This is a genomic window from Gracilibacillus sp. YIM 98692, assembly GCF_010993965.1.
Taxonomy (GTDB): Bacteria; Bacillota; Bacilli; order Bacillales; family Amphibacillaceae; genus Gracilibacillus.
On sequence record NZ_WIXM01000001.1, the window covers coordinates 66,732 to 87,048 of the forward strand.

Consider the following 20,317-nt stretch of genomic DNA (forward strand, 5'->3'; position numbering starts at 1 on the left):
CTGTTTAGAAAAGACCGGGGATGGCCGGTCTTTAGTTTTCTTCTTTGTATCCAAATAGATAGGTTAATGCAAAGGCGATACCTATTGCGACTAGGTTGACGATAACATAAAGAATTAATTGCTCATTCAAGTAAAGCAATGTTCCAGGAATTACGGTAATTGCCATTCCTGTCGCTGTTAAGTTAAATAAAGCTGCTAGGAATCCGGCAACAGCGCCTCCTATTAGCCCCATAATAAATGGTTTTCCATGACGTAAAGTGACACCAAAAATCGCTGGTTCGGTAATACCTAAAAACGCAGACAATGAGGATGGATAAGCTAATGCTTTCATCTTTTTCTGCTTAGATTTAACCCCTACAGCTAGTGCTGCGCCACCTTGTGCAGCGATAGATGCTGTAATGATTGGATTAAACGGATTAAAGCTTAAATTTTCCAGTAATTGAATCTCTAAGAAATTAAAAATATGATGTACACCTGTGATCACAATAATTTGATGGAAGAAACCAATAACCAGACCACTTAAACCAAACGGTAATTCCAATAATGCTTTCGTTCCTTCAAAAATCCAACTTTCTACAACATGTAAAATCGGACCTAATGCAAACAAAGATAAAGTAATCATGATTAAAAGAACTAAAAATGGTGTCACAATCAAGTCTAGTGCTTCGGGTACACGCTTTCTAAAGAATTTTTCAATTTTTGCACCAATTAAACCTGCAAAGAATGCCGGTAACACGGACCCTTGATATCCGATAACGGGAATAAATCCTAAAAAGTATAGTGGTTCTGCGTCGCCTCCTGCTACAGCCCAAGCATTTGGTAATGCTGGAGAGACAAGCATTAAACCGAGTACAAGTCCAATAATCGGAGTTCCGCCAAATACTCTAAAGGTAGACCAAGCAACTAATGCTGGTAAGAATACAAAGGCAGTGTCTGTTAACACTTGGGTAAATAATAGAAAATTATCAGAAATACTATCTGGTGTTAAGCCAAAAATAGCAAGTATTTGCTCTTGTGTTACAAGACCACGTAACCCCATAAATAAACCTGTTGCAACAAGTACTGGAATAATCGGAACGAACACATCCCCAAATGTACGAATTGCACGTTGGAGAGCAGATCCTTGTTTCGCTGCCTCTTCTTTCATTTCTGACTTAGATGTTCCAGAAACGCCTAATCCTGTTATTGCTTCATAAACACGGTTCACGGTACCTGTTCCAAAAATAATTTGGTACTGACCGGAATTATAAAAAGCACCTTTTACTTTGTCGATATTCTCTACGCTGTCAACGTCCACTTTCTCACGATCATGTACCATTACGCGTAACCTTGTGGCACAGTGAGCAATAGATTGGATGTTTTCATCGCCGCCGACTGCATCTACGACTTTTTTTGCTATTTCTTCATTACTAGCCACGATAACCCCTCCTGAATTTATTTGTGGTATCGATTCCACTTTCGGTATTTTTCTTCATTTAAGCGATTGCAACGAGTATAAATGAAAAATCAACTTAAATGCGTTTTCTGGAATCGATACCATATCAATTAAAAATATATAAACAATGTAAGATTTAATATGAGATCGATCTCACATTGTTTACGAGTGAATCATACACTATTTCGAATTAAAAGTCTATAGGTGTGTTCCATTTTTTTTCGTGCTTTTTTTCCATCTATAGCATCAAGTAAGCATTGTGCTGTTGTGGCACCAGCTTCTTCGTTTAGGAAATCGATCGTTGTTAAGCTTGGCTCGATATATTGTGATAATGTGGACGCACCTGTAGCTGCAACAGCGATATCTTTTGGTATTTGCATGTTTTGCTCTTTTATATACTGGATGGCGCCAACCGCCATATTATCTGTTACCACAAAAACAGAATCTGGTCGTTGATCTTTACTTTCTTCCATTATTTGTTTCATCTTTTCGTAACCCGATTCGATCGCAAAATCGCCAGTCTGAACCCACTCGTCTCGGTAGGAGATGGCGTGTTTCGCTAATGTTTCTTTGTAAGCTTTTTTTCTCGTGATCCCTACTGCTGGATCTGTCTCCGGTGCCCCAATAAAACCAATTTTCTTGTATCCTTTTTCTAACATAAATTCAATCATATGACTTGTAGCTTGAGCATCAGGATACACAACAGATGTGGTGACGGGAATTTCTTGTCCCAATACCACGACCGGAACTTGTGCTTGATCGATAGCTTGTATCAATTCTTGGTCCTTATTCGTTCCTAATAAAATAATACCGTCCACATTACGGGATTGAAGCAAACGTATAAATTCTATTTCTTTTGTTTTTTGTAAGGACGTGTCTGTTAATAAAATTTGATATTGATTGGCTTGTAGTACATCATTAATGCCGCTAACCACCCTGCTCGCTGTTTCTGTACTTATTTTAGGGAGAATGACACCAATCACACCGGTTTTTTTGGTGCGTAATGATTTGGCCGATTGGCTTGGCATATATCCAGTTTCTTCGATCACTTCCATGATCCGTTTGCGCGCATCTTCACTAACATATCCATTATCATTTAAACACCTGGATACCGTGGAGCGTGAAACGTTTGCGAGTCTTGCTATATCATTAATTGTCGTCATGCATTGGTTCTCCTTTAATGTAAAGCTATGTACGTATTATATCACGTTTGTTGTGCCTGTATTATCGAAAACAGTGAGCGTTTTATCCGTATAAGTTCTGTTCCTTTGGGAAGTATACACTAAAAAAGGAGAAATTCAAATGACATTAGATGCATTAGCAGTAATTGCTATATTGACCGCAAGTCTTATTATTTTCTTAAAGCACTGGCCCCTTCTTATTGCACAAGTATTATTAACGATAGGGATTTTCACTCTTGGTGGTCTTTTTCTCAACATGATATATATTGTGCAAATTATTTTCAGTTTATGGATTTTCGTTCGTTTGTGGAATGCTATCAACTATAACTACCTTCTAGAGTTAGAAAAAACAAGCCGTATCCCTCAGTCCTACACCGAAGGCAGCAGATCGGGAAGGAAGAGAAACTTTCTTTATTAGAAAACTTCCATGAGGGTTAGCTGTGTCCAATTCAACAAAGGATATGCAAATAATTGCATCTTAGTAAACTGGAATATACGAGAATACCGGGAGTATATTCCAGTTGCGAGTACAGGCAACTTAATTTTTAATTCCTCTATTATGATATCTTTGTTCCGTTTTCGACGGTTTCATCTGGTCGCAGTAATACTACATCATCTTCTCCTGGCATACCGCCCAATACAAGCACTTCTGATTTAAATCCAGCAATTCGCAATGGCGGAAAATTAACAACCGCTGTTACCTGCCTGCCAACTAGCTCTTCTGGCTGATAACGTTTCTTAATTTGTGCAGAAGATTGCTTGATTCCCAAATCACCAAAATCGATTTTCAATTTAATAGCAGGCTTCCTTGCTTCTTTAAAAGTTTCTGCTTCTATCACTGTGCCAATTCTTATATCTAGTTTAGTGAAATCTTCAAAAGTTGCCATTCCCTTGGCACCACCCTTTCAAACAGATTTTTCTTGGTCACCTTGTGTCATCCAGTTCTCTATCCACTCTATCGTTTGAGGATCTTTTATTATACCATCATGATTAGTGTCTTTTAAGACATGCGTCTCTGCTTTGTTATTTTCTCGGAACAACGGCTCAAAAGCATCAGGTATAAATTCTTGATCATGCTCCCCTACTAATACTAATGTTGGCTTTTTCATATTAGCGATTACCTGCTTATATTTTTCCGGATAACGGGAAACAAATAATCGATGGCTTAACGCTAATGTCTCTGACCCATGCCTTTTTTCTACTGGTTTATTACTTTCATATACAATCCAATGGTTCCATTTCCGAATACCAAAACCATTCAGAATAAATAAAGGAATAAGTCTTCCCAGGTTCGCTTTTCCATAACTTTTTTCGTTTTTCTTTGGAACAGTTGGCGCACTATGATGGATAAAAGGAGCAAGTAATAAATATCGATCAATTTCGGATGATGACGGGTGTTCAGATAATCGGAGCACGGTTCCTCCGCCAGCTGAATGGCCTGCTAACGTTATCGTTGGGTTCTTATGCTTCTTCTTAATATGTTGAATAAAATCTTCGAGATCGTCTTCATGCTGTCCGATGTAATCGACATCCCCTTTTCGTTTTGCATGATCCCCATACCCTCGTAAATCTGGTGTATAGACAGTTGCTAGGTTTCGTTCTGCTATTGGTTCAGCTAGTCCCTTTAAATATTTATGATCCTCTGAGATACCGTGTAACAAAATCATGACATGATTACTTGATGCAGCGGAATAAACTTGATAATGCAACTTTTCACCATCTCTTGCAAAAAAATAATCCAACTTAGAATCACTCCCCATTTTCTTTTTTCAAATTGATAGAATATATGACACTTCCGACTTTCATTCTCCTATCCTTTCTAACTATATATTCAGGCATTGGCGTTCACGTTCGACCGGTTCAAACTATACCCTCCACCTCTTTCTTACATATAATGCAATTAAAAAATCCATGAATTTACAATTTTTTATCAATCATAAAAGTTGCTACATAAGTCCCTTACCCTTATAATAAAGATCGCTGTGTCAACTTTTTCAGCCAAAATCTAATAGAAAAATATAAAAATCGCAAAATATTTTCTATTGTAAAAAATAAAAAAATAAGATAAAATACAATATATAGATAAATTGATCGTCAAAACATCAATATATTGTATCGGTAAACACTGAAGCATTCATAACGAAATTTTACATATTTCTAAGAAATTCAGCACCCTTTGTCGCAACCAACGCTCTCGCATCAGGGCGCTTTTATTATGTATATGGAGGTTTTCTCATGACAACAGAAGTACAATCAATGAAAAATTCAATCACACTAGCATTACAAGAAGCAGAGCAAAAATATGGCCTCGACACCAAAGATATCCAACAAAAAATAGAAGAAACGACTAAATCTTATAATGAAGCAACACAAGAAGCGTTGTTCTACTCATTAAATCGAATCTCCATGGATCAACCGAATTGGACGTTTGTCGCTGCACACTTTCACCTAACTCAATTATACCAAGAAGCAGCCAAAAATAGAAATTATGAGGATCAACAGCAATACGGCGACTTCTATCATCTAATCCAAACATTAACAGATAAAGGTATTTATAACCCTGTACTTCTTGAATCTTATACAAAAGAAGAGATAGAAGAATTACAACAAGCAATTGAACCTAAACAAGATGGTTTATTTAATTACATCGGCCTTTTCTTATTAGCTGATCGTTATTTAGCTCGTGATCATGACCGTAACATATTTGAACTGCCGCAAGAACGTTTTATGATCATTGCGATGACACTAATGCAAAACGAAGCAAAAGAAAAACGTTTAGAGCTTATTAAAGAAGCATACTGGGCGCTCAGCCATCTATATATGACTGTCGCTACTCCAACACTATCCAACGCTGGTAAAACCTATGGACAATTATCTTCTTGCTTTATTGATACAGTAGATGATTCACTTGATGGCATTTACCTAAACAACTGGGATATTGCTCGTCTAAGTAAAGATGGCGGCGGAATTGGTATTTACTATGGTAAAGTTCGTGCTCTAGGTTCTGACATTAAAAAATTCAAAGGCAATTCATCAGGTGTTGTGCCGTGGATTCGTTTAATTAACGATACAGCGGTTAGTGTCGATCAGTTAGGTCAACGCCAAGGTGCCGTAGCTATTTATCTAGATGTCTTCCATAAAGATATCATGAACGGTTTCTTAGATTTAAAAACAAACAATGGGGATGAACGACGCAAAGCACATGATATTTTCACAGGCGTTTCCTTACCAGATTTATTTATGGAACAATTAAAAAAGAAAGATGAAAATGGCAAAAGTATCGGAGAATGGCATACCTTCTGTCCACACCAAGTGAAGCAATTTATGGGATGGAAAGACGAAAATGGCAATCCATTAGGCTTAGAAGATTTCTATGATGAAAAAGATAAAAAGTACTTTACCGAAAAGTATTGGGAAGCTGTCAGCCACCCATTATTACCTAGAAAAACATATCGTGCAATGGACATCATGGCACGCATCATGATCGCGCAATTAGAAACAGGTACACCATATATGTTCTACCGTGACGAAGTGAACCGTCAAAATCCGAACAAACATAAACGTGGTACTGGTAAAACATCAATCTATTGCAGTAACTTATGTACAGAAATTGCACAAAACATGTCACCAACCACGATTCAAAACGAATACCAAGACGAGGACGGCAATATTGTGATTGTCCGCAAACCTGGTGATTTCGTTGTTTGTAACCTATCATCTATTAACTTGCCAAATGCGGTTCGTGAAAAAGTGTTAGATCGATTAATCAGCATCCAAGTCAGAATGCTTGATAATGTAATTGACTTAAATTCTATTACCGTAGGACAAGCGCAAGTGACAAACAAAAAATACCGAGCAGTTGGTTTAGGGACATTCGGCTGGCATCACTTGCTAGCATTAGAGAGCATACACTGGGAGTCCGATGAAGCAGTAGAATATGCTGATAAAATCTATGAAGATATCGCCTATTACACCATCAAAGCTTCCATGGAACTTGCCAAAGAAAAAGGAGCTTATTCCGAATTTGAAGACTCTGAATGGCAAACAGGTAAATATTTCGAACGTCGTGACTATGATTCTGACCGCTGGAACGCATTACGCGAAGAAGTGGCCGAAAACGGTATTCGCAACGGCTGGCTAATGGCAGTTGCACCAAACTCTTCTACCGCTAAAATTGGTGGTTCTACAGACGGCATTGACCCATTATATGCAGTCGAATTTGCTGAAGAAAAGAAAAACTTCAAATTTAAAGTAACTGCACCAGACTTAGATCACGTAACTTACAACTATTACCGTCGTGCTCGTCACGAATTGGATCAAGTTTGGAGCATTAAACAAAATGCCAAAAGACAACGTCACGTAGACCAGGCAGTAAGCTTTAACTTCTATGTCCGTCACGATATTAAAGCGAAAGAATTGTTAAATTTACACTTTGCTGCATGGGAAAATGGACTAAAAACAACTTACTATGTTCGCAGTACATCTCAAACAGAAATCGACGAATGTGAAGCATGCCATAGCTAATCGTTATGGCTTGCTTTCTCCATTTGAATTTGAAAAAGGAGGCCCCCCTGTCATGGCACAAACGGATCAACCATTATCGAAAATTAAATTATTAAACCCGACTTACCCGAACAAATCAACAGGGATTATTAACGGGGAATCTTCAGGACTATTAAACTGGAACGACATCGCTTATCCGCAAATGTACGACTTGTATCAAACATTGCTTGCAAACTTTTGGAAAGCACAAGAAATCAACATGCAAGATGACATTAAGCAATGGGACTATTTAACAGATACAGAAAAAGATGTCTTCCTTCGTATAAATACACAGCTAGCTTCACTAGACAGTTTACAAACACCAACGATGACACATGTGATGGACTATGTAACAGACTCTAGCTTCAAAGCCATCTTCGCTGTTATTTCACAGCAAGAAGCAGTGCACAATGAGTCTTATTCCTATATTTTAAGCTCACTTGTTCCATTACGTGAGCAAAATGAACGATTCGACCAAGCGAAAAACGATCCAATCGTTCAAAAACGAAATCAGCTTATTTTAGACAGCTATGACGAGTTCCGTGAAAATCCAACACCACAACGCTTATTTGAGCTAGCTATCAATTCGATCAACTTAGAAGGTATCTATTTCTATGCAGGGTTCGCCTTTTTCTATCACCTTGCACGCCAACAAAAAATGTTAAAAACAAGTACGATGATTAGCTATATCCAACGCGATGAAATGCAGCACGCATACTTCGTTTCCCAATTCGTCCGTATCTTGTTAACCGAAAATCCAGAACTAAACACAGAAGAAAACATTAAGTTCGTTTATGATACCATTGATCAAGCTGTTCAACTAGAAAAAGAATGGGCAGACTATATTTTAAAAGACATCGACGGCATTGATTTAGACGAATTCCACGGCTATGTCGAATACCTAGCCAACAAACGTTTCCGTCAAATCGGCCTTGATAACTATTACCCAGAACGCGAAAACCCAATGCAATGGATCCACGTCTTCAGTGACGAAATGATGAACGAAACAAAATCCGACTTCTTCGAACAGAAATCCAGAACCTATACGAAAGTATCATCATCTAACGGATTTGACGAACTATAAAAATGTGAGAGGAAATACGATAGCCAGTGCTTGTAACAGCTATCGTCACTGCCTCTAACCAAGGAGGATCGATCAAGCAATGAAAGCAGCCATTATTTATACGTCCGTGACAGGTAACACGTCTACCCTTGCTGACATTATCCATGAGCGAATGGAAAAGCGCGGTATAGACACAGATTTAATCCCAATTGATGAATTTCACGCTAACCAATTAAAAGAATATGACCTTATTGCTGTCGGCACGTACTCATGGGATAATGGCGACTTGCCGCTTGAAATGGAAGATCTTTATGAAGCATTTGAAATAGAAGATGTTAAGCATGTAACAACCGGTGTTTTTGGTACTGGCGATAGCTTCTACCCCTATTTTTGCGGTGCGGTAGATCTATTTCGTGATATGCTGTATGTGCATACGAACCTAGCCGTTACCTTAAAGGTGGAACTCATGCCACAAGATGACGACCTTGATCGCTGTGACAAATTCTGTGACAGACTAACAAGAGAACTCATTCCAGCATAAAAGGCAGAGGATACGAACTTACCGTATCCTCTGCCTTTTTTCGTTTTAAAAGAAAGTGGCCTGTTTATGAATTAGCATTTATTAGTTCGGGAGAGTGGAAGGCGGCGACTCCTGCGGGAAAAGCATGAGTCCGAAGACCCCGCAGGATGCACCTGCGTCTTCTAGTAAAGCTTCGTAGTAGGCTTCCTCGGTGCAAGGGAGCAAAGATGTTGTTTCAAGTAGTTCCCTGGCTGAGGCCATGCCAGGCGGCATAGAAAACACTACGAAAGCGATTTGTGCTTGAGTAGATGTTGCACTTGTGCCCTTGGGTGAAAGCGTCCGCCTAGAACGAACCCGAACGGTGAAAGAACAACAAACATGGGAGCTAACTTATGAACTCCATATATTCAGACAACTTCTCCATTTCTTTTTTCATCAATGGCAAATGGTTCGAAAGCCAACGAATTAAATAGCCATTTCCGTTCAATTTCGTAACACTCGACTGGTGGTCACTTTGTTGTGTGAGCAATTCCTCGACATCAGACTCTATTTCTTTATCTGTTAGGTCTGGTGATACGACCCATACACTGCCGATGTATTGGAACTGTTCCATCACACCCATCGTTTGCAGCTGTTGCTTGTCCGGTGAGAGTTTCAACGAATCATAGGCCAAACAATCTTCTTCCATCCATATATTCAGATGAGTATGACATTCAGAAAAAACGAAAGACTCTCCACGTTTTTCTCTGCCAGGATAAAGAATCTCTTCCCACCATAAGGTAGAAGATGGCTTCATCTGAACCGATACATTCGCATGGTATTTGGCATCTTCAAATGGAATCACTTCTTCGCGCTTCCATTGCAACGAACCATGTTCTCCAACCTCTATCTCCACATCCTGTCTGCTCGGATGATGGTTAAACGATGGATACACCTTCGTTGCAGACTGAGGGTGCAAGGTGACTTTCGCGTTATCCTCTACCTTTATACGAAATTCATTCCGATCTCCTGCAACGAGTCCTCCTGATGTTTCCACCAAATACACCGTTAAATCCTTGCTGCCATTTACGTATAAGCCCCTGCTTGCCCGTAATGGCGGCTGGTAATAGCAATCTGTCATCACCGTTTTACCGCGCCTTGCTGTAAATGTTAAATCAAGCTTTCCATAACTGTTTACCTTTTTAGAGGCTAGCATGTTCTTGATCTTCGCTTCCTTCTAATAACATATCGTGCTGAATCCATTGAATCACCTCAGAAACGCCATCGCCTTTTTTCACATTGGTAAATACGAATGGACGCTCTTTACGTGCTTCTTTTGCATCGACTTTCATTTTATCCAGGTCCACTTCTACATATGGTGCTAAATCAATTTTGTTGACTAATAGCAAGTCGGAACGGGTCACACCAGGTCCACCTTTTCTTGGAATATCGCCGCCTTCTGCCACATCAATCACATAAATATAGCCATCTACAAGTTCTGGACTAAACGTGGCAGATAAGTTATCACCGCCACTTTCTAATAAAATTAACTCAAGATCAGAGAATCTATTCTTTAATTCATCGATCGCCTCAAAGTTCATGGATGCATCTTCTCGAATCGCTGTATGAGGGCATCCACCTGTTTCCACCCCAATAATGCGATCCTCTGATAAAATACCTTGTTTAATTAAGAACTGTGCATCTTCTTTCGTGTAAATATCGTTTGTTATCACGGCTAAGCTATAGTCCTTTGCCATTTGCTTAGCAAGTTGTTGTACTAAAGAGGTTTTACCTGAACCTACAGGACCTCCAACTCCGACAATAACTGGTTTCATGTCTATGTCTCCTTCCATTTTTACGAAATAAATAATCGAGAATGTAAATGTTTGTGCTTCATCGACGAAAGCTCTAGCCCTAAGGCATGATTGGAAAGATCACTTAAATCCATCTCCATCACTTTTATCGCTGCTTTTTCCATCTCTGGAATCAATCGGTGAATCACTTCAATACCTGCCTTTTGCCCCAACGGGATCGCTCTGACAGCATTGTGAACTAATCCAACCGTTGACGAGTAAAGAAAAGTCAGGATCGTCGTATATAAATCAAAATCCATATCATACGTATATAACGTATAAGCAAGTGGAAAATGGCCGTGTACTTTTTTTTCTTTAAACAATTGCTTCCATTTTTCCAAAGACTCGGAATCCGTCACAGGTAACACCGCCTGTAAAAACTGCTTCCCTATCATCCGACTAGCTTCTCTTGTTTCTTCTGCGTTTTTACTTGCATCACAAATTTTTTCAAGCCTGATTAGAACACTAATATCACCCTGCTCGATTTTTTCAAACCCTTCCTTTACAAAGATCGCATCGGTATAAACAAGATTTTCATGAATATACATGGAACAAAACTGGAAAAGATCTTCTTTCGTGCGAATCACATCTTCTTGAATATAGGTTTCCATCCCAAACGAGTGGGTGTATGTGCCGATCGGGAAAGCAGAGTCATGAATGTGCATCAAATATAAAAATTTAGTGCTGATGGCCTCTGTACTTAAATGGTTCTTTAAATCTGCGTTCTGTTTGCTCATATTGGACACCTACTTCTTCGAAAAGTCGCTCTAACGTTTGATCATAACGAACAACGATTTCTGATTCTGAAATTAAGCAAGGTGTATGACGATTGCCTAATTCAAAAGCTGTTTTTCCCATTTGCACGATAGAATCTGGATAAGCGACATATACCTTTTCTTTTTTCGTGCGAATGACTACTTGTCGCTCCTCATCTTGATAGACCACATCGCCAACGGCTAACGGCTTTTTTTCATCTAGCGCAATCGCTACATCTGTCCCTTTATCTGTTGTTTTGCGAAGAATTCGCTTATTCAGTTCGTCCCAGTCTAATTCGACCCATTCTCTATTGGCATGATCTAGGTTCTCTGTTTCAATATTTCCGATCACTTTTTTGGTTAACATGGTTGTAAAACACTCCTATTAAAATAAGTAATAACGTTGTGCTAGTGCCACTTCTTCAAATGGTTCGCATGTAATTAATTCGCCATCCAATTTGACTTCATAGGTTTCTGGATTAATATCTATTTCTGGTGTTTGATCGTTATAAGGCAAATCTTCTTTTTTCACTTGGCGGCAGTTTTTCACGATACCGATCTTCTTTTGCAGACCTAATGTTTGATGCACTTTCGCTTGATGTGCTGCTTCTGAAATAAACGTGATCGCTGTTTGATATTTTGCTTTTCCTAATGAACCGAACATTGGTCGCATCATCACTGGCTGTGGAGTTGGAATCGATGCGTTCGGATCACCCATTTGCGCATAAGCGATCATACCGCCTTTTACAACGGTTTCTGGTTTGGTTCCAAAAAATTTTGGATCCCAGACAACTAAATCGGCAAGTTTTCCTGGTTCGATTGATCCAATTTCATGTCCCATCCCGTGCGTTAAGGCAGGGTTTATCGTATATTTCGCGACATATCGCTTAATACGTGTGTTATCATTAGATGCCGACTTATCTTCTTCTAAATAGCCTCGTTGTTTTTTCATTTTATCTGCCGTTTGCCATGTTCTGGTGACACTTTCTCCTACACGTCCCATTGCTTGCGAGTCAGATGAAATCATACTGATCACACCGACATCGTGTAAAATATCCTCTGCCGCTATTGTTTCAGGGCGAATACGAGAATCCGCAAATGCCACATCTTCTGGTACATTGTGATCTAAGTGATGGCAAACCATTAACATATCTAAGTGTTCATCAATTGTATTTACCGTATATGGGCGAGTTGGATTTGTAGATGATGGCAGTACATTAGAATAGGAGGCGACTTTCATAATATCTGGAGCATGTCCACCGCCAGCCCCTTCGGTATGATAAGTATGTATGACACGATCTTTCAGTGCATTTATCGTATCCTCTAAAAAGCCTGCTTCATTCAATGTATCAGTATGAATCGCTACTTGTACATCCATTTCGTCTGCTACCGATAAACATTGATCAATCGCTGCCGGAGTAGTACCCCAATCCTCATGAAGCTTTAAACCAATGGCACCTGCTTGAATCTGTTCACGCTGCGGATCAGGTGAAGACGCATTCCCTTTTCCTAAAAAGCCAATATTGATCGGATATTCTTCTGCTGCCTCTAACATTCGCTGAATATTCCACTCACCTGGTGTACATGTAGTCGCATTAGTACCTGTTGCAGGGCCTGTCCCGCCGCCCAGCATGGTCGTATAGCCAGCCGCTAGTGCTACTTCGATTTGCTGCGGGCTAATAAAATGAATATGTGCATCAATCGCACCTGCTGTGACGATTTTATTTTCACATGCAATCACTTCTGTCGAGGCACCGACTACCATATTTTCATCGACACCTTCCATCACATCAGGGTTTCCCCCTTTACCAATGCCGACAATCCTCCCGTCTTTCACCCCAATATCTGCTTTCACAATACCGGTATAATCGATAATCAATGCATTGGTTAAAATTAAATCAAGTACATGATCTTCGCGAGTTCTCGTACTGCTTTGTCCCATTCCGTCACGAAGAACTTTACCGCCACCAAAAACACTTTCATCTCCATAAGACGTGTAATCTTTTTCTACTTCTGCCCATAAATCGGTATCTGCTAAACGCACTTGATCTCCTACCGTTGGACCGTATAATGCTGCATATTGTGAACGAGAAAGTTTCATGGCTTAACCCCTTTCTACTGAAATTCTTTTTTCGTCAATTGTTCTTTAACTGATTTTGTGTCAGAAATACTACCGTTTGTTAAATTATTCAATCCGAACACATGCTGTTTGCCTGCTATTTCTACTAACTCTACTTCTTTTTCCTCACCTGGTTCAAAACGGACTGCTGTCCCTGCTGCTATATTCAGGCGCATGCCTAATGCTTGCTCGCGGTCGAATTGTAAATGTCTATTGACCTCTAAGAAATGATAGTGTGAACCGACTTGAATTGGTCGATCCCCCGTATTTGCTACCATAATCGTTTTGGTTTTTCGATTTTTATTTATCTCTACCTTTTCTTCTTTTAACCGATATTCTCCTGGTATCATCTGATCGCCCTCCTTTTCCTTAAACGATTGGTTGATGAACCGTTACTAACTTGGTGCCATCAGGGAAAGTTGCTTCTACTTGCACACTTTCAACCATCTCTGGCACACCTTCCATCACATCATCTGCGGTTAGCACTTGTTTTCCTTCTTGCATTAATTGCGCTACCGTTTTTCCTTCTCTTGCTCCTTCCAGTAAATAGCAGCTGATCAAAGCAGTCGCTTCCGGATAATTTAGCTTAAGCCCCTTATCCTTCCGCTTTTGCGCTAACTCACCTGCTAGAAAAAGCATCAGCTTTTCTTGTTCCACTGGTGAAATCTTCATTAAAATCCCTCCGTTTTATACACTTAAATAACGATAGACCGCCTCATCATCTACTTGGTCTATCGAATTTTCGTAAACGATAGATCCGTGATCGATCACGTATAAGTAATCCGCAACACTTTTAACAAAATCTAAATTTTGTTCAACCAAGATCATTGAGGTATGTGAGCTGTTTTTAATATCTACGATGACGTCTTGAATTTCTTGGACAATATTGGGCTGGATTCCCTCTGTCGGCTCATCCAACAGTAAAAAGGAAGGATTCGACACAAGTGCACGTGCAATGGCTAGCTGTTGCTGCTGACCGCCACTTAAATCTCCGCCATTTCGCTTAGCAAAGTCCTTTAAAATCGGAAAATATTCATATACTTTCTTATCTATCTTCGTTTCGTTCCCTGCTTCTAACCCAAGTAATAAATTTTCGTAAACCGACAGTTTTGGGAAAATTTCCCGCCCTTGCGGCACATACCCTATTCCTTTCTGTGCACGCTGCGACGGTCGAATCCTCGTAATATCTTCAGAATTATAGTATATATCCCCCTTCTGCGGTTGTAAAATACCAATAATCGTTTTTAACAGTGTTGTTTTGCCGACACCATTTCTCCCCATGACACATATCACTTGATCTTGCTTTACTTCTATATTCATGTCACGGATTACCATGCTTTCTTCGTATCCTGCTTCCACTCCTTGTATTGTTAACATATTACTCAACCTTTCTACCTAGATAAACTTCCCTAACAGTTGGATCATTCTGCACCTGATCCATGGTACCTTCATATAACAATTGTCCTTCATGCATGACCGAAACAATATCTGAATATTCTTTCACAAAGTCCATATCATGTTCAACGATTAATACCGCACGATCCTTTGCTATTTTTGTAATCAATGCTCCTGTTTTGTCTCTTTCTTTTTTCGACATTCCAGCAATCGGTTCATCTAATAACACTACTTCCGGCTCTTGCATTAGGACCATTGCAATTTCTAACCATTGTTTTTGACCGTGTGCTAGAGCACCTGCTTCTTGATCTCTTTCTTCTGTTAGTCCGATCAACTCTAGCATTTCTTCTAGTTTATTTTTTTCTTCATTTGTCCATTTCGCTTTGATCATCGAAAACAAATTTTTCTTTTGTTTCATGGCGATCTCTAAATTTTCCTCCACGGTTAAATTGGCAAAGATCGAAGGTGCCTGAAATTTTCTTGAAATCCCTTGATGAACAATTTGATTTTCGCTTAATTTAGATAACTCTTTTTGTCCCTGCAATAGAATTTCTCCATTTGTCGCTCTCGTTTTCCCGCAAATCACATCTAGTAAAGTCGTTTTTCCCGCTCCGTTAGGGCCGATAACAAAATGAACATTATTCGGTTGAACGGTAAAATCTAATTGATTAATCGCTTTAAATCCACTAAAATCAACTATAACTTTTTTCAACTTCAACACTGTCTCTGGCATCTTGTTTTTTCCTCCTATCTTTCCATTTGTCCAATAGCCCCGTTAGCCCTTTTGGTAAGAAGACAACAACAAGCACAAATAACAACCCTAAGAAATAAGTCCAGTATTCTGGATAAGACTCACTAAAACCTGTCTTCGCTGCATTGACAAAAACAGCACCAATCACCGGACCAATGATTGTTCCTCTTCCGCCTAGAGCCACCCAGAGCACCATTTCAATAGAAGGAATAATGCCAATCATCGTAGGAGAAATAATACCAACCTGTAATACGAAAAGCATCCCGGCAATACCTGCGATCGCAGCAGATAATGTATAAATAAATGTTTTATAGGAAGAAGGATTGTAACCTAAGAACCTCATTCTATTCTCACCATCTCGAATCCCTTCTAAAACACGTCCGAAACGTCCCTTTACAAGTTTTCGGCAGCTTATAAATACAACACCTAAAACAAGGACTGTTATTAAATAAATGGCTGTTTGAGTGGAAGCAGCATTGACAGAGAATCCAAACAATGTCTCAAAATTGGTTAATCCACTCGTACCGCCTGTTAAATTTTGACTACCAACAAAAAGGGTTACCACAACGAGTACAAGGGCTTGTGATAAGATCGTAAAATATACACCACTTATGCGATTACGGAAAGTAAGATACCCTAGGAAAAAAGCAACTACAGCGGGTATGATAATTCCTAGTGCTATGGCGATAATCGGATATTGGAATGGCAGCCAAATTAGTGGAAGCTCACTCATACCACTCCATGCCATAAAGTCCGGTAATCCACCGGCATTTGCTTCTAACTTTAAATACATAGCCATACAATAGGCACCTAAACCAAAGAAAATCCCGTGTCCTAAACTTAAAACACCCGTGTAGCCCCACAATAAATCCAAACCGATAGCTAAGATTGCAAATGCTAGAAATTTCCCTAGTAAATTCAATCTAAAATCGGATAAGAAAAAGGGAGCTAACAATAATAATAGAAAAATCACACTCAATATGATTTTTTGACTCCACAACTTTTGATAGATTGTATTTTGCATTTTCAACGCTCCTAATCTATTAATCTAGTGATCTCGAACGTGACGTCACAAGTCCTGATGGTCTCCATTGTAAAAACGCAATAATGAGTAAGAAAATTAATACTTTTCCAATCGTTGCATTTGTAAAAAATTCAAAAATCGTATTGAATATACCAATACCAAGTGCCCCTGCAACAGCACCGAATAGTGCACCAACTCCACCAACAACAACCACCATAAAGGCATCAATAATATAGCTGGTTCCTATTGTTGGACCTATTGCACCTAATAATGTCAATGCACACCCCGCAACTCCTGCAAAACCTGAACCAATGGCAAATGTCAGCATATCTACCTTTCTAGTCGAAACACCCAAACATTCTGCCATTTGGCGATTTTGCATAACTGCTCTTACTCTTCTACCGCTTGCTGTCCGATAAAAATAATAAAAAATACTAATCAAACATATGATAGATAATGCTAAAATAAACAATCTAGAATATGGAAGGGTTATGGATCCTACGGACAGTCCCCCGCTTAAAAATGATGGGCTTTTCACCCCCACATTCGGCGCTCCAAATATAGATCTTGCCAGCTGTTGCAAAACAAGTCCGACACCCCATGTCGCTAGCAAGCTATCAAGCGGGCGTTTGTACAAATGTCTAATCAAGGAAACTTCTAATAGCATGCCAATCCCTGCTGCTACTAGCATTGCTATCGGAATCGAAATAATAAAATATAAGTCAAAATATGCAGCAGGGGCATAATCCATAAAAATATTTTGGATAACATAAGTAATATAAGCACCTACCATGATTAATTCACCATGTGCCATATTGATAACATTCATTAGACCAAAAGTAATAGCAAGACCTAATGCTATTACTAATAGGATCGAACCAAGACTTAATCCGTTAAATAAGGTAATAATGATTTCATTCAATCCAAACAGTCCTTTCCTCATGAGGAAGGGAAGTAAGACATAGATCCTACTTCCTTTTACTTCCTTTATAATAAATACCAAGTAATGTACTCTTTTGTTACATATGATGTGAACTATATCATAAAAAAAGAAGGATTATTCTGCTAAAGAATCACTTAATTCTTTTGCCCAATCATATTCTTCTAAGTATGGATCAGGCTTGATTGCTTCGTCGGAATGCCATAATTCTGAAATCATGCCATCACTTTGGACTTCACCAATTCTAACTGTTTTATAAACGTGTTGATTATCCCCATCAATTTTTACAGTGCCATTTGGTGCATCAAACGTGATACCTTTAGCTGCTTCTTTCACAGCATCAACGTCAGTTGTCCCAGCTTCTTCTACTGCTTTTGCCCATAAGTAAACACCGAAATATCCTGCTTCAATTGGGTCTGCTGTTACAGAGTCTTCGCCGTATTCTGCTTTATAGTTTGCTACAAACTCTTCGTTCTCAGGTGTATCTGTTGTTTGATAATAGTTCCAGCTTGTTAAATGTCCTTCAATAACGTCTGCGCCAATCCCTTTAATTTCTTCCTCAGCAACACTAACTGATAAAACCGTAATATCTTCTGATGTAATACCTGCGTCATTTAATTGTTTGAAAAAGGCAACATTACTGTCCCCATTCAAAGTGTTAAAGATAACATCTGGATTTTCACTCTTAATTTTTGCAATAACTGTGTTGTAATCTGTATGTCCTAATGGTGTATATTCCTCGCCAACAAGTTCTGCTCCTTCTGCATCTAACTGAGCTCTAATTGCTGCGTTTGCTGTTCTAGGAAAGACATAATCAGAACCTAATAAGAAGAAAGAATCTCCTCTATTTTCTAATAACCAATTAACAGCTGGTACAATTTGTTGGTTCGGTGCAGCTCCTGTATAGAAAATATTCGGTGAATCTTCCATCCCTTCATATTGCACTGGATAGAATAATAAACCATTGTTTTCTTCTACTACTGGTAACATTGCTTTACGACTAGCAGATGTCCATCCACCGAAGATTGTGGCTACCTCATCTTGCTGTAACAATTTTTTAGCTTTTTCAGCGAATGTTGGCCAATCAGAAGCACCATCTTCCACAACTGGTTCCAATTGTTTTCCTAACACTCCACCATTCTCGTTAATTTCTTTAATTGCTAGTAATTCCGCTTGTTGAACGGATGTTTCACTAATCGCCATTGTTCCACTTAAAGAGTGCAGTACCCCAACTTTGATCGTATCACTCTCTTCTTCGGAGTTACTTGCATCTTCTCCGGAATCTTCTTCTGAGTTTTCTGCGTCATCGGCTGGTTCATCTGCGTTCGCTGCATTATCTGCTGCAGAACATGCCATAACGAATACAGCCATAAGTCCTAACATGATAAGAAATAATAACTGTTTCTGCTTTCTCATCTGATTTCCCCCATCTCTCTGTTTTTGATTACAGTGATAAGACTAGCAAACTTCTAAAGAGCATACTAACCTAATGTTAGATTTCTTAACACAGTTTTTTAATTTTTCTGACAGATACATTTTATGGATATTGTGAAGATTTTATAGTTTTTTATATTAGATTGGTATATGTTTCTTTGTTTCAGATATATTTTGTGAGTTTTATTTTACCTTTCTCTTGTGTTTGATAGAATTACAAAAAAACCAGAAAATGTCTTTTTCATTTTCTGGCTTACCTTCTACCTTTTTGTTAAATTCGCTTTGCTTGGGGTACTTTTTCTTACTTCCATTACTTCCTTTCGTCATAAATACATTCTCTAACTTAACCGTTCGGACTAATAATTTCAATTTGCAGTGGATAGACATAAGGTTGATCTGGCTCTTCTATAGCTTCGAATTCTGAGACTTGAATGCTTGGAATCTCCACACCTTGATATTCTGTAACAGCAATAGTTCCTGTTATTTTTAGCCATCTATCTTCTGAGAAAGAATCCGCATTATCAAATTCCGTCAAAAAGCCAATCATTCCAGCATCTGCTACACAATGTGTGATCAAAAATCTACCTAACACGAGCTGATGATCAGAAAAATCATCTTCCTTATACACAAATCCACTTAACGTAATTTCTTTCCCTTCATACAAGGAAACTTTGTCCATAATCTCTTGATATATAGTCGCGAATAACTCTTCCTCCAACATTAAATGTGATGTATTTTTTAATTGTTCTTTTAACTGGTCATACTCTGGTTTGGATATTTTATTACGGAAAACATTGGGGTCAATAGGATTATCATCTACTGCTCCTTTTTCTTCCACACCTGGCGGCTGATCATTTTCCTCTATATCTTCTGATATATCCTGTTTCTCTTGGATTTCTTGTAAACTTTGATTCTTTTCTCTTGAAGAACCATAATTCGTTAAGGATAGAGAAGCTCCTTTATTTTTTGCAATAGAGGCGTCTAAACTAGATAGTGGTAAAAACATACCTGTTGTTAACGGGAACATAATAATGATATAACTGACAATTTTTTTCATGGTCATCGGTTGATCACCGTGATCATGCTGATGAGCGTCATCTGCCATTTCTTTTCTCGGTTTAACCGGTGAAAAAACTCTCTGCATTTGAACAAGGAATAAAAATAAAAAAAGAGAGGCTCCAATTTGACTTAACGTTTCATATTTCGGATTAATTAATTTTAGTATTTCTCCACTAAAATGCAGCTTAAAAATATACAACGTAAAAAAAAGCAGGATAACGGCACGAAGCAACTGCTGCCAGTTTAATTGCATGTCAAACACTCCTT

At 38.8% G+C, this 20,317-nt stretch carries 21 protein-coding genes; 4 read left to right on the forward strand and 17 right to left on the reverse strand.

What is annotated here, in order from left to right:
* Positions 1-31: 31 nt before the first annotated feature.
* Complete coding sequence (locus GHD00_RS00255) at positions 32-1,417, reverse strand: sucrose-specific PTS transporter subunit IIBC (protein WP_163536095.1); 1,386 nt, start codon at positions 1,415-1,417, stop codon at positions 32-34.
* Between the two features lie 191 nt (positions 1,418-1,608).
* A complete protein-coding gene (locus GHD00_RS00260; RefSeq protein WP_163536096.1) occupies positions 1,609-2,598 on the reverse strand; it encodes a LacI family DNA-binding transcriptional regulator in 990 nt (329 codons plus the stop codon).
* Between the two features lie 139 nt (positions 2,599-2,737).
* Here GHD00_RS00260 and GHD00_RS00265 point away from each other — a divergent pair, with 139 nt between their 5' ends.
* Positions 2,738-3,034 (forward strand): hypothetical protein, encoded by a 297-nt coding sequence (locus tag GHD00_RS00265; RefSeq protein ID WP_163536097.1) that lies wholly within the window; start codon positions 2,738-2,740, stop codon positions 3,032-3,034.
* 139 nt (positions 3,035-3,173) lie between these two features.
* Here the strand turns inward: GHD00_RS00265 and csaA are convergent, their stop codons facing one another.
* Positions 3,174-3,503 carry a chaperone CsaA gene (gene csaA / locus GHD00_RS00270; protein WP_163536098.1) on the reverse strand — a complete coding sequence of 110 codons (330 nt, stop codon included), beginning with the start codon at positions 3,501-3,503 and terminating at the stop codon, positions 3,174-3,176.
* An 18-nt stretch (positions 3,504-3,521) separates the two neighbouring features.
* The gene (locus GHD00_RS00275; RefSeq protein WP_163536099.1) at positions 3,522-4,358 is read right to left on the reverse strand and encodes an alpha/beta hydrolase; all 837 of its coding nucleotides are present in this window, start codon (positions 4,356-4,358) and stop codon (positions 3,522-3,524) included.
* A gap of 493 nt (positions 4,359-4,851) precedes the next feature.
* Here GHD00_RS00275 and GHD00_RS00280 point away from each other — a divergent pair, with 493 nt between their 5' ends.
* From GHD00_RS00280 to GHD00_RS00290, 3 genes are all read left to right on the forward strand, one after another.
* Positions 4,852-7,140, forward strand: a complete 2,289-nt coding sequence (locus tag GHD00_RS00280; RefSeq protein ID WP_163536100.1) for a ribonucleoside-diphosphate reductase subunit alpha — start codon at positions 4,852-4,854, stop codon at positions 7,138-7,140.
* Positions 7,141-7,192: 52 nt separating this feature from the next.
* Entirely contained in the window at positions 7,193-8,242 is a 1,050-nt protein-coding gene (locus GHD00_RS00285) for a ribonucleotide-diphosphate reductase subunit beta (RefSeq protein WP_163536101.1), read from the forward strand.
* Positions 8,243-8,321: 79 nt separating this feature from the next.
* The gene (locus GHD00_RS00290; protein WP_163536102.1) at positions 8,322-8,762 is read left to right on the forward strand and encodes a flavodoxin domain-containing protein; all 441 of its coding nucleotides are present in this window, start codon (positions 8,322-8,324) and stop codon (positions 8,760-8,762) included.
* 364 nt (positions 8,763-9,126) lie between these two features.
* Here GHD00_RS00290 and GHD00_RS00295 read toward each other — a convergent pair whose 3' ends face one another.
* The 13 genes from GHD00_RS00295 to GHD00_RS00355 all read right to left on the reverse strand — a co-directional run bounded on the left by GHD00_RS00295 (position 9,127) and on the right by GHD00_RS00355 (position 20,303).
* Positions 9,127-9,936 carry an urease accessory protein UreD gene (locus GHD00_RS00295; protein ID WP_163536103.1) on the reverse strand — a complete coding sequence of 270 codons (810 nt, stop codon included), beginning with the start codon at positions 9,934-9,936 and terminating at the stop codon, positions 9,127-9,129.
* Complete coding sequence (gene ureG / locus GHD00_RS00300; protein ID WP_163536104.1) at positions 9,923-10,555, reverse strand: urease accessory protein UreG; 633 nt, start codon at positions 10,553-10,555, stop codon at positions 9,923-9,925. The genes GHD00_RS00295 and ureG overlap by 14 nt, the downstream gene beginning before the upstream one ends.
* Positions 10,556-10,575: 20 nt before the next feature.
* Positions 10,576-11,310, reverse strand: a complete 735-nt coding sequence (locus tag GHD00_RS00305) for an urease accessory protein UreF (RefSeq protein ID WP_205600682.1) — start codon at positions 11,308-11,310, stop codon at positions 10,576-10,578.
* Positions 11,252-11,695 carry an urease accessory protein UreE gene (locus GHD00_RS00310; RefSeq protein WP_163536105.1) on the reverse strand — a complete coding sequence of 148 codons (444 nt, stop codon included), beginning with the start codon at positions 11,693-11,695 and terminating at the stop codon, positions 11,252-11,254. Before GHD00_RS00310 ends, GHD00_RS00305 begins: the two co-directional genes overlap by 59 nt.
* 18 nt (positions 11,696-11,713) lie before the next feature.
* Positions 11,714-13,429, reverse strand: coding sequence for an urease subunit alpha (gene ureC, locus GHD00_RS00315; protein WP_163536106.1), 1,716 nt, complete (start codon positions 13,427-13,429; stop codon positions 11,714-11,716).
* Between the two features lie 14 nt (positions 13,430-13,443).
* A complete protein-coding gene (locus GHD00_RS00320) occupies positions 13,444-13,797 on the reverse strand; it encodes an urease subunit beta (RefSeq protein ID WP_163536107.1) in 354 nt (117 codons plus the stop codon).
* A gap of 19 nt (positions 13,798-13,816) precedes the next feature.
* Positions 13,817-14,119, reverse strand: a complete 303-nt coding sequence (gene ureA, locus GHD00_RS00325; protein WP_163536108.1) for an urease subunit gamma — start codon at positions 14,117-14,119, stop codon at positions 13,817-13,819.
* Between the two features lie 15 nt (positions 14,120-14,134).
* The gene (gene urtE / locus GHD00_RS00330) at positions 14,135-14,824 is read right to left on the reverse strand and encodes an urea ABC transporter ATP-binding subunit UrtE (protein WP_163536109.1); all 690 of its coding nucleotides are present in this window, start codon (positions 14,822-14,824) and stop codon (positions 14,135-14,137) included.
* Position 14,825: 1 nt separating this feature from the next.
* Entirely contained in the window at positions 14,826-15,575 is a 750-nt protein-coding gene (urtD, locus tag GHD00_RS00335; RefSeq protein ID WP_163536110.1) for an urea ABC transporter ATP-binding protein UrtD, read from the reverse strand.
* The gene (gene urtC / locus GHD00_RS00340) at positions 15,535-16,617 is read right to left on the reverse strand and encodes an urea ABC transporter permease subunit UrtC (RefSeq protein ID WP_163536111.1); all 1,083 of its coding nucleotides are present in this window, start codon (positions 16,615-16,617) and stop codon (positions 15,535-15,537) included. Before urtC ends, urtD begins: the two co-directional genes overlap by 41 nt.
* Before the next feature lie 19 nt (positions 16,618-16,636).
* A complete protein-coding gene (urtB, locus tag GHD00_RS00345; protein ID WP_163536112.1) occupies positions 16,637-17,539 on the reverse strand; it encodes an urea ABC transporter permease subunit UrtB in 903 nt (300 codons plus the stop codon).
* 135 nt (positions 17,540-17,674) lie between these two features.
* Positions 17,675-18,973, reverse strand: coding sequence for an urea ABC transporter substrate-binding protein (gene urtA / locus GHD00_RS00350; RefSeq protein WP_163536113.1), 1,299 nt, complete (start codon positions 18,971-18,973; stop codon positions 17,675-17,677).
* A gap of 361 nt (positions 18,974-19,334) precedes the next feature.
* Positions 19,335-20,303: a TIGR03943 family putative permease subunit gene (locus tag GHD00_RS00355; protein ID WP_163536114.1), complete on the reverse strand. Its 969-nt coding sequence runs from the start codon at positions 20,301-20,303 to the stop codon at positions 19,335-19,337.
* Positions 20,304-20,317 lie beyond the last annotated feature (14 nt).